Annotated in this window: 15 protein-coding genes and 2 pseudogenes; 5 read left to right on the top strand and 12 right to left on the bottom strand. The window is 68.2% G+C overall.

The window, feature by feature from the left end:
* Positions 1 to 77: 77 nt before the first annotated feature.
* Positions 78 to 1,550 (bottom strand): multidrug effflux MFS transporter, encoded by a 1,473-nt coding sequence (locus tag JSY14_RS09615; RefSeq protein WP_259558630.1) that lies wholly within the window; start codon positions 1,548 to 1,550, stop codon positions 78 to 80.
* A 180-nt stretch (positions 1,551 to 1,730) separates the two neighbouring features.
* Here JSY14_RS09615 and JSY14_RS09610 point away from each other — a divergent pair, with 180 nt between their 5' ends.
* Entirely contained in the window at positions 1,731 to 2,066 is a 336-nt protein-coding gene (locus JSY14_RS09610; RefSeq protein ID WP_259558629.1) for a PadR family transcriptional regulator, read from the top strand.
* Positions 2,067 to 2,092: 26 nt separating this feature from the next.
* Positions 2,093 to 3,178 (top strand): permease prefix domain 1-containing protein, encoded by a 1,086-nt coding sequence (locus tag JSY14_RS09605; protein ID WP_259558628.1) that lies wholly within the window; start codon positions 2,093 to 2,095, stop codon positions 3,176 to 3,178.
* 71 nt (positions 3,179 to 3,249) lie between these two features.
* Here the strand turns inward: JSY14_RS09605 and JSY14_RS09600 are convergent, their stop codons facing one another.
* The 3 genes from JSY14_RS09600 to JSY14_RS09590 form a co-directional block, all read right to left on the bottom strand.
* Positions 3,250 to 3,387, bottom strand: a complete 138-nt coding sequence (locus JSY14_RS09600; protein ID WP_259558627.1) for a hypothetical protein — start codon at positions 3,385 to 3,387, stop codon at positions 3,250 to 3,252.
* Entirely contained in the window at positions 3,384 to 3,557 is a 174-nt protein-coding gene (locus tag JSY14_RS09595) for a hypothetical protein (RefSeq protein ID WP_259558626.1), read from the bottom strand. Before JSY14_RS09595 ends, JSY14_RS09600 begins: the two co-directional genes overlap by 4 nt.
* Positions 3,558 to 3,788: 231 nt before the next feature.
* Positions 3,789 to 4,052 (bottom strand): hypothetical protein, encoded by a 264-nt coding sequence (locus tag JSY14_RS09590; RefSeq protein WP_259558625.1) that lies wholly within the window; start codon positions 4,050 to 4,052, stop codon positions 3,789 to 3,791.
* Positions 4,053 to 4,136: 84 nt separating this feature from the next.
* Between JSY14_RS09590 and JSY14_RS09585 the strand changes: the two are divergent.
* Positions 4,137 to 5,211, top strand: a pseudogene (locus JSY14_RS09585) (IS3 family transposase); the annotation flags it as partial.
* Between the two features lie 122 nt (positions 5,212 to 5,333).
* Entirely contained in the window at positions 5,334 to 6,746 is a 1,413-nt protein-coding gene (locus tag JSY14_RS09580; protein WP_432803633.1) for an IS1380 family transposase, read from the top strand.
* A gap of 147 nt (positions 6,747 to 6,893) precedes the next feature.
* Here JSY14_RS09580 and JSY14_RS09575 read toward each other — a convergent pair whose 3' ends face one another.
* The 5 genes and pseudogenes from JSY14_RS09575 to JSY14_RS09555 form a co-directional block, all read right to left on the bottom strand.
* On the bottom strand, positions 6,894 to 7,490 hold the full coding sequence (locus tag JSY14_RS09575; protein WP_259559709.1) for a hypothetical protein: 597 nt from the start codon (positions 7,488 to 7,490) through the stop codon (positions 6,894 to 6,896).
* A gap of 69 nt (positions 7,491 to 7,559) precedes the next feature.
* Positions 7,560 to 7,919: pseudogene (locus JSY14_RS09570) on the bottom strand (transposase); the annotation flags it as partial.
* A gap of 75 nt (positions 7,920 to 7,994) precedes the next feature.
* Positions 7,995 to 8,315 carry a GntT/GntP/DsdX family permease gene (locus JSY14_RS09565; RefSeq protein ID WP_259558624.1) on the bottom strand — a complete coding sequence of 107 codons (321 nt, stop codon included), beginning with the start codon at positions 8,313 to 8,315 and terminating at the stop codon, positions 7,995 to 7,997.
* Positions 8,316 to 8,434: 119 nt separating this feature from the next.
* Positions 8,435 to 9,202 (bottom strand): anaerobic ribonucleoside-triphosphate reductase activating protein, encoded by a 768-nt coding sequence (locus tag JSY14_RS09560; protein WP_259558622.1) that lies wholly within the window; start codon positions 9,200 to 9,202, stop codon positions 8,435 to 8,437.
* Positions 9,199 to 11,148, bottom strand: coding sequence for a ribonucleoside triphosphate reductase (locus tag JSY14_RS09555; protein WP_432803632.1), 1,950 nt, complete (start codon positions 11,146 to 11,148; stop codon positions 9,199 to 9,201). Before JSY14_RS09555 ends, JSY14_RS09560 begins: the two co-directional genes overlap by 4 nt.
* 417 nt (positions 11,149 to 11,565) lie before the next feature.
* On the opposite strand from JSY14_RS09555, the gene JSY14_RS12585 reads away from it, so the two are divergent.
* Positions 11,566 to 11,766 (top strand): nitrous oxide-stimulated promoter family protein, encoded by a 201-nt coding sequence (locus JSY14_RS12585; protein ID WP_432803631.1) that lies wholly within the window; start codon positions 11,566 to 11,568, stop codon positions 11,764 to 11,766.
* A gap of 72 nt (positions 11,767 to 11,838) precedes the next feature.
* Here JSY14_RS12585 and nrdE read toward each other — a convergent pair whose 3' ends face one another.
* Genes nrdE through nrdH form a run of 3 tightly spaced genes read right to left on the bottom strand, consistent with a single transcriptional unit; the run spans position 11,839 to position 14,652 of the window.
* The gene (nrdE, locus tag JSY14_RS09550; protein WP_259559650.1) at positions 11,839 to 13,971 is read right to left on the bottom strand and encodes a class 1b ribonucleoside-diphosphate reductase subunit alpha; all 2,133 of its coding nucleotides are present in this window, start codon (positions 13,969 to 13,971) and stop codon (positions 11,839 to 11,841) included.
* Positions 13,972 to 13,976: 5 nt separating this feature from the next.
* Positions 13,977 to 14,375 (bottom strand): class Ib ribonucleoside-diphosphate reductase assembly flavoprotein NrdI, encoded by a 399-nt coding sequence (gene nrdI / locus JSY14_RS09545; RefSeq protein WP_259558620.1) that lies wholly within the window; start codon positions 14,373 to 14,375, stop codon positions 13,977 to 13,979.
* A 13-nt stretch (positions 14,376 to 14,388) separates the two neighbouring features.
* A complete protein-coding gene (gene nrdH / locus JSY14_RS09540) occupies positions 14,389 to 14,652 on the bottom strand; it encodes a glutaredoxin-like protein NrdH (protein WP_259558617.1) in 264 nt (87 codons plus the stop codon).
* Positions 14,653 to 14,854: the final 202 nt, after the last annotated feature.

Genomic DNA, 14,854 nt, shown 5'->3' with positions numbered 1-14,854 from the left:
GGCGGCCCCCGGCGGTCCGCCGGACAGAGCGCCCGACGGGCTTCGTGACGGTTCCCTCGAGGACCCGCCCGGTGCGCTCAGGCCGGGGCGCCGTCTGCGGTCGGCGCCCCCCGTCCTGGGCGGTCCTCCCGGCCGGCCAGCACGAACATGAGGGTGCTCAGCGCCACGCCGGCGACGATCGTGAGGGACATCGGCAGAGTGGAGGCACTGCCCGCCAGCCCCACCAGCGGCGCCGCCGACGAGGCGGCGAAGGAGAACCCGAGCCCCAGCAGTGCGGAGCCGGTCCCGGCCATGTCGACGGCCTGCTGGGCTGCCAGGGCTCCGCCGTTGCCGAAGATCAGGCCCTGCGCGGTGACCAGCACGAAGAACGCCGGCAACACCACCCAGGCGGGAGGGGTGCCCAGGAGCGAAGCGGTGAGCAGCGCGCCACCGGCGAGCGCCACCATGCCCAGGCCCACGCGGATCAGCTGGCGGGGGTGGTGGGTGCGGACCAGGCGGGCCGAGAGGAACGCCATCGACATCATGCCGGTGGAGTTCAGCGCGAACATCAGCGCGTAGATCGTCGGACCGTAGCCGAGCATGTCCTGCACCACGAAGGTGGAGGCGGAGACGTAGCTCATCAGGGCGAAGGCCGAGAATGCGTTCACCAGCAGGTACGCGGTGAAGCGCCGGCGGCGCAGCAGCGCCCCGACGTTACGCAGGAACTGACGGAAGCCGCCGGTGTGCCGCCGATCCACGGGCAGGGACTCGGGGATCACCAGCAACACCCCGAGGGTGGAGATGAGGGTCATCCCGGCGATCACCCAGAACACGGTGTGCCACGGGGCGATCGCGAGGATCAGACCGCCGAGCAGCGGTGCGATGATCGGGGCGACCCCGCCGATGCCCTGCATGATGTTGAGGATCCGGAACAGCTCCGGGCCGTGGGCGAGGTCGATGAGGACCGCGCGGGCGAGGACCATCCCGAAGCCACCGCCGACCCCCTGCAGCACGCGCATGAGGAGCATCATGTCGGCACTGCCGGCGAGGGCGCAGCCGACGGACCCGGCCAGCGTGAGGACGAGACCGATGAGCAGCGGCACGCGTCGACCGAGGCGGTCGGACAGCGGCCCGGCGACGACCTGCCCGCCCGCCGCACCGAGGAAGAACGCGGTGAGGGTCAGCTGGATCCGCGCCGGTGTGGCGGCGAAATCCTGCGCCACCTGCGGGAACGCCGGGATGTACATGTCCGTGGCGAGCGGGCCGATGGCGGAGATGGTCGTGAGCACCGCAATCATCAGCGCCGTCACCCGCACACGCTGCTCGACGTGGTCCTCGACGACCGGCAGCGGCCCGGTGAGGGTCGGCAGGTGCATCGGCCCGGTCGCCGTGGGCGGCTCGTCCAAGCGGGGCTCGCGCCACGGCGCCTCGTCGGCGGGCCGCAGGTGGCGCGGGTGATGCTCGGGCCGCAGCGCCTCGGCATCGGGCGTGGGGGAGACGAGACCGCCGGAGGCGGAGCCGCCGGATGCAGAGCAGTCGGACGCGGAGCGCGGAACGGACGACGAAGGCACGGCTGATCTCCAGGGGCGGGGCGGCAGAGGGCGGCGCTCCGTCGGGCTCCGCGCAAGTCTAGTGGGAATGCCGCACCTCGATAGGACACTGCGCTTGCCGTACTACGTGTGCCGTAGTACGTTGCCCTTATGTGGATGTTCTTCACCGCCCCTCGACCCCTCCCTCGCAGGTGATGCCCCATGACTGACGCCGGTGTGATCGGTGCCGACGCGATCCGCGGGCACATTGACCTGATCGTCCTCGCCATCCTTGACGCCGAACCGTCGTATGCCTACGCCCTGGCCCGCACCATCACGGAGCGAGCTGCCGGCCGCTATGAGATGAAGCAGACCACCCTCTACACCGCCCTCAAGCGACTGGAGCAATCGGGTGACCTCGCCTCCTTCGACCAGCCGTCCGAGAGCGGTAAACCCCGCACCTACTACGCGTTGACCCCTCAGGGTCGGGGCACGCTCGCGGCCCGCCGTGAGGAATGGGCCCGCACCCGCGAGCTCGTCGACCACTTCGCCTCCTGACCGCGTCTCGTCCCGGAAGGACCGCCATGCACGTCATCGACTCGTATCTCGACACACTGTTCGCCCCCTACCCCCGCACGGCCCGCCTGGACGCCGCCCGCGAAGAGCTGCGCCAGATGATGGAGGACCAGTACGACGATCTGCGCAGCCAAGGACTCTCCGAGTCGCAGGCTGTCGGTCGCGTGATCGGAGATTTCGGGAGTCTGGAGGATGTCGCGACCACCCTCGGCATCTCTCCGGACCTCGTCGCCGCCCAGCCCGGATCGACCGCCCCCGACGAGGCCTCGAGCGGAGCCCTTCCGGCGCAGGCCGACACCCACCCGGGAGGTCAGAGCCACCTCGCCTCCCCGCCCCTCGTCACCGTGGACAGACGACCGGAACTCGACGTGGACCGAGCCCGTGACTATGTCGCCGCCGTCACGGCAGCGCAGCCCCTCACCGCCCTGTCCACCGCGCTCCTGGTGCTGTGCCCCGTGCCTTTGCTGCTGCTGATGGCCTCCGCCACCTCGTCCGACCGAGGTGTCTCCGCCGACACCGCGGCTCTGCTCGGAGTTCTGGGTGTCCTCCTGATCGTGGCCCTCGGGGTGGGGATCGGCATGCACAGGGATCGGCGCGTGGCCGATTTCCCCGACATCCTCGAGGGCCGCCGACGCCCCTCCCCTGAGACCCAGGGATACGCGCAGTCGATCCTGGACACTCACCCGGGGGCCGGGCCGTTGCCGGTCGTGCTGTACGTCCTGTCGGCCGTGCCTGTCCTAACGGCAGCATTCTCCGGGTCCGACCCGCTGGTACTGGGGGGCGCCGCCCTCACGCTCGCTCTCGTGGCCCTGGGCCTGTTCCTGTCCATCCGCGCCAACGGCCAGCGCCGGGCGGCGGGTGATCTGCTGGACCTCGAGCACTCGCGCGAACTCGCCGAAGCGAACACCCCCGCCTGGTTGCGCACCGTCCTCGCTGCGTGGTGGCCCCTGATCGTCGCAGTGTTCCTGCTGGTGGGGCTGGGTCTGGATGCCTTCGACCGGGCGTGGGTCGTCTTTCCGGTGGGCGGCGTCCTCTACTGGGGCCTGCTGGAGGCTGCAGAGTCCTTCGCGTCCCGCGGTGCCACTCAGAAGTGAGCGTCGAGGCGTGAGCCGTCAGGGCGCCGCGCTCTCCCCGGAGAGTCCGCGGCGCCCTGCTGGTGGCTCACTCAGCGCTGCGGCGCCACCAGGATCTTCACCGCGGAGTTCCCGCGGTCGGTCAGGATCCCGAAACCCTTCTCCACCACCTCATCGGGCTGGATCTTCGCGCAGATGTACGGCTCCAGGTCCACTCGCCCCGAGTTCACCAGGTCGATGCTCTCGCGGTAGTCCTCGGGGTGTAGAAGTACGAGCCCTTCACCGTGATGTCGTTGTACTGCAGCTCCTGCATCACCTCGAGATCCAGCGGCTTCGACGGGATCGCCACGATCTCCAGGTGACCGCCCGGACGCAGGGTGGTCACGAGCTGGTGGATCACCGGGATCACACCGGCCCGACAGGGGCTCGATCATCGCGGCGTGTTCGAGTTTCATCTCCCCCACGGGGAAGGCGATGTCGGCGGGAACGTTCACCACGGCGCTGAGCCCCCCGCCCCACCCGGACAGCCCGGGGCTCCACGGCCGGCGGCACACGTTGGTGTGCCCGGGGGTGATCGGCAGGCCGCCCCGCATCCGGGACCGCTGGTCACCCCCGTTCCCCAGGCCGCCTCTCACGCATCGCGGACGCGCACCTCCAGGTCGAGCCGCGAGCCCACCTCCGTCGCCCATGCTGCGGCATGGTCGAAACGTGCCGGCCAGTCCGGAGGCAGCGTCGCAGCGAAGGCGGCGTCCGTCCCATCGTTCCGCGCCCGCTGGAGCACCAGGTGCTCCCCGCCGGACTCCCTGACGAGGCGCAGCACAGCCGGGAGCTGAGCGATCACCACCGGAGTCACCGTGGTGCGCAGCTCATGGGCGACGCCCGACGCCAGCACCACCTGGGCTGACCCCGTTTCGTAGGTCCAGTCGTTATGAGAGTCGTCCTGTTGCCCGCGGTCGCGGGCAGGGAGACTGGTCAGATCATGACGAACAGCAGGAAGCGTCACACCCCCGAGCAGGTCGTCCGTAAGCTCGGGCAGGCCGACAGGATGCTCACCGATGGTCAGGACGTCGCGGCGGTGTGCCGGGAGCTGGGGGTGTCCGAGCAGACGTACTACCGGTGGCGGAACCAGTACGACGACCTCAAGGCCGACGACGCAAAGCGCCTGAAGGAGCTGGAGAAGCAGAACGCCACGTTGAAGCGTCTGCTCGCGGAAGCGGAGCTGGAGAAGGCCGCGCTCAAGGAGCTGGCTGAGGGAAACTTCTAAGCCCGGACAGGCGCCGCGCCGCCGTCGATCACCTCAAGCGCAAGTTGCGGGTGAGCGAACGGATGGCGTGCCGTCTGGTCGGGCTGAGCCGCTGCGCGTACCGGCGACCGCTCAAGGGCGACACGGTCACGGACCCGGATCGGGCGCTCAGGGAGTGGCTGCGCGCCTGGGCGAAGGACCATCCCCGCTACGGGTATCGGCGGGCGTATCACGACGCCCGCGCCGAGGGTGGGTGGTGAACCACAAGAAGATCCAACGCCTGTGGCGTGACGAAGGGCTCCGGGTCCCGCAGCGGCGTCGACGCAAGCGCGTCGGGTCCTCGACCGTCGACGCGCCGACGGCGGACGCGCCGAACGTGGTGTGGGCGGTGGACTTCCAGTTCGACGCCGACGAGCACGGACGATTGATCAAGATCTGCTCGATCGTCGACGAACACACCCGGGAGTGCATCGGCGGCCTCGTGGAGCGCTCGATTACCGCCGAGCGACTCACCGCCCACCTCGAGGACCTCGTCGCCGCCCGGGGCGCCCCGGCGGTGCTCAGGTCGGACAACGGGCCGGAGTTCATCAGCGAGGCGATGGCCGACTGGGCTGGCACCCGCACCGGCCTGTCCTACATCCCTCCGGGCTCGCCGTGGCGCAACGGGTACGTCGAGTCGTTCAACAGCCGGATCCGCGACGAGTGCCTCAACATCAACAGCTTCTACTCGCTGCTGCACGCACAGGTCATCATCGGCGACTGGAAGGACGAGTACAACCACCACCGCCGGCACTCCTCGCTCGGCTACCTAACCTCGAGATTTCACGGGGGTGTGGTCTCGACCGGCGGAATGAATGGCGAAAGGTGCTCCTGGCCTGGGATGATACGGGGTGTTGAGACTCGTATTGATCCGCTGGAAGGAGCACCTTTCAGGTGTCCCACCCTACCTTGTTCTTCTACCCCCGTCCGCGCGTGGACATCGCTGAGGTCCCGGCCCTCTCGCATGCGGGCGCGGTGCTGCTGACCGGCACGATCCACGCCACCGGCCTGGCTCCTTCGCTGCGTGAGGCGCTGGGTCCGTGGACGAAACCGCTGGCCGAGCACCACGCGGCGAAGGTCCTGCTGGATCTCGCACTCACTCTCGCGATCGGCGGCGAGCATGCTTCGGATACTGATCTGCTGCGTTGCGAGCCGGGCCTGTTCGGTGATGTCGCCTCGGCCCCAACGATCTCCCGCACGCTCACCACCCTCGCCCAGGACGCGCCCGCCGTGATCGAGGCGATCTCGAAAGCCCGTCGCGCCGCGCGGGAACGGGCCTGGGCACTGGCCGGAGACCATTCCCCGGCTGCGGGGGTCAGTGCGAAGAACCCGCTGGTCGTCGACCTCGATGCCACCCTGATCAACGTCCACAGTGAGAAGGAGCAGGCCGCACCGACGTTCAAACGCGGCTTCGGCTATCACCCGTTGTGCGCGTTCCTGGACCACGGCAGCGAAGGGACCGGGGAACCACTGGCGATCCAGCTGCGCCCCGGCAACGCCGGCTCGAACACCGCCGCTGATCACATCACCGTCACCCGGCAGGCTCTCGCGCAGCTCCCACCAGCCCTGCTGGCCCGGGGCGGGCGGGGGTCGAAGAAGATCCTGATCCGCACCGACGGAGCCGGCGGCACCAAGGACTTCCTGGCCTGGCTCCAGCGGCAGCGTCTAGCCTACTCAGTGGGGTTCACCCTCCCCGCAAGCACCCCTGACCTGCTGGAACATATCGATGAGGCGGAGGCGTGGACTCCCGCCTACGACAGCGAGGACGAGGGGATCCGCGAGGGGGCGTGGGTGGCGGAGCTCACCGGGCTGCTGGACCTGTCCGGGTGGCCTGCCGGGATGCGGGTGATCGTGCGGAAGGAACGTCCTCATCCTGGGGCGCAGCTGCGGATCACCGATCACGAGGGGATGCGCATCACCGCGTTCGCGACCAACTCCCCGCGCGGCCAGCTCCCGGTCTTGGAGCTGCGGCACCGTCGCCGGGCGCGCTGCGAGGACCGGATCCGTAACGCCAAGGACATGGGCCTTGAGAAGTTCCCGTTGCAGGGCTTCGCGCAGAACCAGGTCTGGTGCCAGATCGTCCAGATCGCCAGCGAGCTCGTCGCCTGGATGCAGACCATCGCGCTGACCGGCCATGATGCGCGGAAGTGGGAGCCCAAACGGCTCCGCGCGCGGTTGTTCGAGATCCCCGCGACCCTCGTGCGCCGCGCCCGGCACAACCTCCTCCACCTCGCCGAACATGCACCCGAAGCCGTGAGGGTCCTGACCGGCGTCAACCGGCTCCGCACCACCGTCGCACAGACCTAACCCGGCGAGACCACCCGCCCCACCGACCAGCAGCTCCTCTTCTCGGGAGTGGAACCCGACCGCCCGCAACGGACACTGCGACGATCTGTCATACCCGAATGCCACAATCAGCAGCTCAACACCGGCAACGACGCCGACCCACCCCGCTCACCAGCCCCATGAAACATCGAGGCTCACGCCGTCGCGCGGCCCCGGCGTGGTGGTCGCCTCCTCGGCGGTGACCGGCCGCTCCATGTCCAGCCAGGTGCGGACCTTCATGTAGCCGGCCTTCGTCATGAGCCGTTTGCGGTCCTCATCGAGGGCATTGCAGCCGTCGTTGATCACTGAGGCGTCGACCTTGCGGTGGCGGGCGAAGGCGCCGGCCACAGCGTCGGCCCACGCGCTCAGCGACGCGGCGAGCGCATCGCGATGCGGGAGCGTCTCGGGCAGGACCCACACCAGGTTCACGCGGCCGGCAGCACGATCCTCCAGCGCCACCCAGCCCACGGGGTCGGCGCCCTCCGCCGGGCTGCCGTCTGCGTTCGCCGCGACCACCACGACCTGGCGGCGTGACCAGGAGCGGGGGCCGACGAGCCGCGAGCGCAGCCCCTCCCGGCCCACGGTCGCCGCCGGGTTGCAGCGGCGCTTGTCCGCCTCGACGAGTCGCGCCACGGCGTCGACGTCGGAATCGATGGGCAGGCGGGTGGTCAGCACGCCGCGGAGGGGCTCGGGGATGACGGGCGGAAAATGGTCGGTGTACAGCACCCGGCCATTTTGTCACGCAGCGTCGAGGCGCCCGTCACGTCCTGATACCCGAGGTCGTGGCTGCCGGATGGGCGCACGCCATCCGTTCGCTCACCCGCAACTTGCGCCTGAGGTGATCGACGGCGGTGCGGCGCCTGTCCGGGCTTAGAAGTTTCCCTCAGCCAGCTCCTTGAGCGCGGCCTTCTCCAGCTCCGCTTCCGCGAGCAGACGCTTCAGGGTCGCGTTCTGCTTCTCCAGCTCCTTCAGGCGCTTTGCGTCGTCGGCCTTGAGGCCGCCGTACTGGTTCCGCCACCGGTAGTACGTCTGCTCGGACACCCCCAGCTCCCGGCACACCGCCGCGACGTCCTGACCATCGGTGAGCATCCTGTCGGCCTACCCGAGCTTACGGACGACCTGCTCCGGGGTGTGACGCTTCCTGCTGTTCGTCATGATCTGACCAGTCTCCCTGCCCGCGAGCGCGGGCAACAGGACGACTCTCATAACGACTGGACCTACGAAACGGGGTCAGGGCCCCAGGTCGATCATCCGGTCGGCGAGCACCTGGGCACCGCCGGAGGTCTCGATCATCCTGCCCAGCATCGCGCCGAGTGCGACCAGCAGCATGACGTTGCCCAGGGTTGTGTTGAAGCCGAAGGCGAGGGCGGGCAGCACGCTGGCCGGGGCGATGCCCGCAGCCAGGGCCGTTCCGATCGAGGTGATCATCAGGGCGAGGAATGCATGGACCTTGAAGGCCATGATGAGGATGAGAAGTACGGCGATGGCCGAGACTGCCACGATCAGCAGCCCGGCTGTGCCGAGTTCCCAGTTGAGGACGAGGTCATCCATGACGACTCCAAACGGGCAGGGGAACAGGGACGGGCCAGGATTCGCTGACGGGGGACCCCGTCACTGTCATCCTAGGACCGCCCTTCCTCGGACCGGCGCTGGCGCGGGTCACGGCCCCGTCACGCTCGGACCGTGATCTCAAGGCCCTGCTGCGCTCCGAGCTGCCGTGCTCTGTGCGCTGCAGCGTCGAATCGCTCCGTCCAGTCCGGCACTGCAGCCCGCTGCCTGGCGAAGCCGCTCTCTGCACCGTCGGACCGTGCCTTCTGCAGCACCAGGTGCGTGCCGCCGCCGCGGTGGACGGTCTCGATCACCGCGGGGACCTGGTCGATCAACTGCGGGGTGACCGTCATCCGCAGTTCGTGGTCCACACCGGAGGCCAGCAGCAACTGGAGGGACTTCGCACTTCGCCGCCAGGCACCAGCCCGTCCCACCAGGTCCGTGTAGCCGGCCGGCGCGGCCTTCACGTCGAACCCCACCCAGTCCACCAGCGGTGAGCAGGCGCGATGCCCGTCGGTGTCGACCCCGAGCAGGGCCTGCATCCGGGTGGGGAAGGCCCCGCCAGTGTGCAACCCAACCGCGAAGCCGCGCTCGCGAACGGCGCGGGCGGCAGGCACCACAGCGTGCTGCATGGTGGCCTCTCCCCCACTGAACACCACGCCGTCCAGCAGCCCTCCCCGTCGCTCCAGGAGCCGACCCAGCTCACCGAAGGGCACGGCGCCAGGGGCGTGGACGTCCAGGATCGCGGTGTTGTGGCAGTAGGTGCAGCGCCAGGGGCAGCCCTGGCAGAACACCGTGGCCACCAGGCGGCCGGGCCAGTCCACGGTGGACAGCGGCACCAGACCTGCGATGCGCAGGTCTGGTGCCGCCAGGCTGGCCAGAGGGCTCACGCCGTCACCGGGGTGATCACGGCCCCTGGGCGGCCGGTCGCGGCCGCGGGCTCGTCGGCCGCCGCAGCGGGCCCGTCGGCCGCCTCCTGGCAGCCGCCTACGCCGGAGGCCTGCTCGGTGAAGAAGGTGCGCTCGGCGTACTCGCCCTTCTTGCCGATGTTGAAGGAGGCCACGGGCCGGAAGTAGCCCATCACACGGGTCCACACCTCACAGGCTTCACCACAGCGCTCGCACTGGTGGTGCTCGCCGGTGAGGTAGCCGTGGCTGGGGCAGATCGAGAAGGTGGGGGTGATGGTCAGGTACGGCAGGTGGAACCGGGTCAGTGCTCTGCGCACGAGTTCCCGGCAGGCGGCCGGTGAACTGACAGCACCATCCATGTACAGATGCAGCACCGTGCCGCCTGTGTACTTGGATTGAAGCTCCTCCTGCCGTTCCAGCGCCTCGAAGGGGTCGTCGGTCGCTCCGACAGGCAGCTGCGAGGAGTTCGTGTAATAGGGATGCTCCGGCGTGCCGGCGGTGAGGATGCCGGGGAAGCGCGCGCGGTCCTCCTTGGCGAAGCGGTAGGTGGCGCCCTCGGCCGGGGTGGCCTCCAGGTTGTACAGGTTCCCGGTCTCCTCCTGGTACCGCACCATCGTCTCGCGCACGTGGTCGAGGATCCGCAGGCACATCTGCTGCCCGAACTCGTCCATCAGGTCGTGGGCATCGCCGGTGAAGTTGCGGACCATCTCATTCATCCCGTTGACCCCAAGGGTGGAGAAGTGGTTGCCCAGGTGGCCCATGTACCGCTTGGTGTACGGGTACAGGCCGCCGTCGATCAGCTCCTGCACGGTGGCCCGCCGCTTCTCCAGGGTGTCCTTGCCCACCTCGAGCAGGCGGTCCAGCTCGGCGATCAGCGCGTCCTCGTCCCCGGCGTACAGGTAGCCCAGGCGCGCCATGTTGACCGTGACCATGCCGATGGAGCCGGTGAGCTCCGCGGAGCCGAACAGGCCGTTGCCGCGCTTGAGCAGCTCGCGCAGGTCCAGCTGCAGGCGGCAGCACATCGAGCGAATCATCCCGGGGTCCAGGTCGGAGTTGATGAAGTTCTGGAAGTAGGGCAGCCCGTACTTCGCGGTCATCGCGAACAGCCGCTGGGTGTTCTCGGCCTCCCAGTCGAAGTCGCGGGTGATGTTGTAGGTGGGGATGGGGAAGGTGAAGGCGCGCCCGTCAGCGTCGCCCGCGGTCATCACCTCGATGTAGGCCCGGTTGACCAGGTCCATCTCGTGCTGGAGATCGCCGTAGGTGAAGTCGCACAGCTGCTCGCCGATCAGGGGGTGCTGGCCCTGCAGGTCCTCCGGGCAGGTCCAGTCGAAGGTGAGGTTGGTGAAGGGGCACTGCGAGCCCCAACGACTGGGCACGTTGAGGTTGTAGATCAGCTCCTGCATGCACTGCAGCACCTCCTCGTAGGTCATGTCATCCAGCCGCACGAACGGCGCCATGTAGGTGTCGAAGGAGCTGAAGGCCTGGGCGCCGGCCCACTCGTTCTGCAGGGTGCCCAGGAAGTTGACGATCTGCCCGCAGGCCGAGGAGAAGTGCTTGGGCGGGGCGGCGGCGATCGCCCCGGGCACACCGTTGAAGCCCTCCTCGAGCAGACGCCGCAGCGACCAGCCGGCGCAGTACCCGGTGAGCATGTCGAGGTCGTGGATGTGGATGTCCCCGTCGCGGTGGGCACGGCCCGCCTCGGCACTGAACACCTCGTCCAGCCAGTAGTTGGCGATCATCTTCCCCGCGGCGTTGAGCACCAGCCCGCCCACGGAGTAGCCCTGGTTGGCGTTGGCGTTGACGCGCCAGTCGGAGCGGTCCACGTACTCGGTGACGGTGGCGACCGGATCGATCATGCGGCGGCCGACGGGGGCCGCGCCGGGCTCGGCGGGCTCGATTGGGGCGGGCTGCTTCGGGGACGCGGTCATGGGCTCTCTCTCCTTCGGGACGGGGCACGGTGCACGGTTGTGGGCACGGGTTGCGCGCAATGCTGCGGGTGTGTGGTGTGCGCCGCGGCTCTGCCACCGTAGGAATCGACCACAACATGTTGGGGTCACAACACGCCGACACCCCCAGGTGTAGTAGTTCTGGTTCCGACGAAACCGGCGCCGAGAGGACCAAGGTCCCCAATGGACGCTTGCCGTACAACGGCCGGAGTGCTCTACGCTGCGCTCTGGGCAGCGAACTTCGCTCTGGAGAGCGTGTCACGACCCTGATTCTGGGCATGGGGTCGAGGTGTGCTGAGTTGGCGCAACGGCCCGCCCTGATCGCCAACTGCGCACCTCTCGGCACGAGAGCTCTCGGCGCCCGCCGTCGACCGGGGTGCCCCAGAGATAGCCCTGCGAGTGTTCTGCACGCTGGACCCCACTCCGTTCTGCGCGCACTGCGAGGTGCACTGCTTCAAGGCCGAGGAGCGTGCCTGGAACCGCCAGATGATGCGCTGCGCGGGGCCCGGGTCACTGACCTGCGGCGTCGCTCGGCAGGGTGCACGGCACTTCGTGGGAAGTGTGCGCGCCCGGATCCGCCGGCTGAAAAATCGCACCTGATGCAAGGACGAACCGGGGCCCGGTCGAGGAGCGAATCCTCGACCGGGCCCCGGTTCGTCGGCCGATGTCGGCTCAGAGCATGCAGCTGACGCAGCCCTCGACCTCGGTGCCCTCGATCGCCATCTGTCGCAGGCGGATGTAGTAGAGGGTCTTGATGCCCTTGCGCCAGGCGTAGATCTGCGCCTTGTTGACGTCACGCGTCGTGGCGGTGTCGGGGAAGAACAGCGTCAGCGACAGGCCCTGGTCCACATGCTTCGTGGCCTCGGCGTAGGTGTCGATGATCTTCTCGTACCCGATCTCGTACGCGTCCTGGTAGTACTCCAGGTTGTCGTTCGTCATGTACGGGGCCGGGTAGTAGACGCGCCCGATCTTCCCCTCCTTGCGGATCTCGATCTTGGAGACGATCGGATGGATGGAGGAGGTGGAGTTGTTGATGTACGAGATCGAGCCCGTCGGCGGGACGGCCTGCAGGTACGCGTTGTACATGCCGTGCTCGCGCACCTCGTCGCGCAGCCGGATCCAGTCCTCACGGGTCGGAAGGTGCACCGTCGAGTTCGCGAACAGCTCCTTCACCCGCTCCGTCTTCGGGGTCCACTCGCCGTCGATGTACTTGTCGAAGTACTCACCGGTGCCGTACGCGGAGTTCTCGAAATCGTGGAAGCGCTCGCCGCGCTCCTTCGCGATGTGCATCGACGCGAGGATCGCGTGGTACGTCACCGCGTAGAAGTACATGTTGGTGAAGTCCAGACCCTCCTCGGAGCCGTACTGCACCCGCTCCCGCGCCAGGTACCCGTGCAGGTTCATCTGCCCCAGGCCGATCGCGTGGGACTTGCGGTTGCCCTCGGCGATGGTCGGCACCGATTCGATGTCGGAGGTGTCGGAGACCGCGGTGAGGGCGCGGATGGCGCTCTCGATGGTGCGCGCGAAGTCCGGGGAGTCCATCGCCTTGGCGATGTTCAGCGAACCCAGGTTGCAGGAGATGTCACGGCCCAGCGTCTTGTACGACAGGTCCTGGTTCATCTCCGACGGGGTGGCCACCTGCAGGATCTCCGAGCAGAGGTTCGAGTGGGTGACCTTGCCGGGGATCGGGTTGGCCCGGTTCACCGTGTCCTCGAACATGATGTACGGGTAACCCGACTCGAACTGGATCTCCGCAAGGGTCTGGAAGAACTCGCGGGCCTTGATCTTCTTCTTCCCGATGCGCGGGTTGTCGACCATCTCGCGGTACTTCTCACTCACGGAGATGTCGGCGAACGGCACCCCGTACTCTCGCTCCACGTCGTACGGGGAGAACAGGTACATCGGCTCGTTGTTGCGCGCGAGCTCGAAGGTGACGTCCGGGATCACGACGCCGAGGGACAGCGTCTTGATGCGGATCTTCTCGTCGGCGTTCTCCCGCTTGGTGTCGAGGAACCGCAGGATGTCCGGGTGGTGGGCGTGGAGGTACACGGCACCGGCGCCCTGGCGGGCCCCCAGCTGGTTGGCGTAGCTGAAGGAGTCCTCCAGCAGCTTCATCACCGGGATGACGCCGCTGGCCTGGTTCTCGATCTGCTTGATCGGGGCGCCGTGCTCGCGCAGGTTGCTCAGCAGCAGGGCCACACCGCCACCGCGCTTGGACAGCTGCAGGGCGGAGTTGATGCCACGGCCGATGGACTCCATCGTGTCCTCGATGCGCAGCAGGAAGCAGGAGACCAGCTCACCGCGCTGGGCCTTGCCGGCGTTGAGGAACGTCGGGGTGGCGGGCTGGAACCGGCCCTCGAGGATCTCGTCGACCAGGCTCGTGGCGAGCTCGCGGTCACCGCGCGCGAGGGTCAGGGCCACCATCACCACGCGGTCCTCGAACCGTTCCAGGTACCGCTTCCCGTCGAAGGTCTTCAACGTGTACGAGGTGTAGTACTTGAACGCCCCCAGGAAGGTGGGGAAGCGGAACTTCTTCGCGTAGGCGCGCTCGGACAGCTCCTTGACGAAGGCACCGTCGTACTGGTCCAGCACCTCTCGCTCGTAGTACTGGTGCTCCACCAGGTAGTCGAGCTTCTCCTCCAGGGAGTGGAAGAACACCGTGTTGGGGTTCACGTGCTGCAGGAAGTACTCCCGCGCCGCGAGCCGGTCCTTGTCGAACTGGATCTTCCCGTCGGGCCCGTACAGGTTGAGCATCGCGTTCAGTGCGTGATAATCCAGCGCCTTGTTGTGCTCGTGGGCGGGCAGCTCGGTCAGCGTCGCCAAAACTCTTCCAATCCTTGCGTCACCTGCTGCACGTCACGGGTGGTGCCGAGCAGCTCGAATCGGTACATGTGCGGGACGTGGCACTTCTCGGCGATCACGTCCCCGGCGAGGCCGTAGGCCTCGCCGAAGTTGGTGTTCCCCCCACTGATGACGCCCCGGATGAGCTTCCGGTTGCGCTCGTCGTTGAGGAAGCGGATGACCTGCTTGGGGACGGCGCCCTTGCCGTTGCCGCCTCCATAGGTCGGGACCACGAGCACGTACTCCTCGTCCATCACGAGGCGGTCGTCGCTCGCGTGCAGCGGGATCCGGTGCGCCGGCAGACCCAGCTTCTCGATGAAGCGCTGGGTGTTGCCGGACACTGAGGAGAAGTAGACGAGTGTGCCCATGGCCGGGCGGGCGTCAGAGGGAGGAGACGCGGCGCTCGGCGGAGGTGGCGCCGGCGGCGGCGAGGGCCTTGATCTTGTCCGGCCGGAAGCCCGACCAGTGGTCGTCACCGGTGATGACGACGGGCGCCTGCACGTACCCCAGGGACTTCACCCGTGCCAGGGCATCGGCGTCCTCGGTGATGTCGACGACGTCGAACGCGAGACCGGCCTTGGTGAGCGCGCGCTTGGTGGCGTCGCACTGCACGCACAGGGGCTTCGAGTAAACGGTGATGTCCATGAAGGGATGCCTTTCGGGTCGTGCCGGAGGTGGTGCCGGAGCACCGGGAGAGGTCTGATCGGGGAAGGGACACAGCCCTCGTCCCGGGGTGTCCGCACTGGTCGCGCGGGGTCCGTTCGGGGTCGCGGGGGCCGGGGCCGACGAGATCCGCGCCGACCTGCTCAACACTACACCTAGTGGTGCCCGGACGAAGACACCACAA

This window comes from Brachybacterium sillae (assembly GCF_025028335.1).
GTDB lineage: Bacteria > Actinomycetota > Actinomycetes > Actinomycetales > Dermabacteraceae > Brachybacterium > Brachybacterium sillae.
Note: the sequence above shows the minus strand (reverse complement) of the source record. Positions and strands in the feature narration are given on the sequence as shown.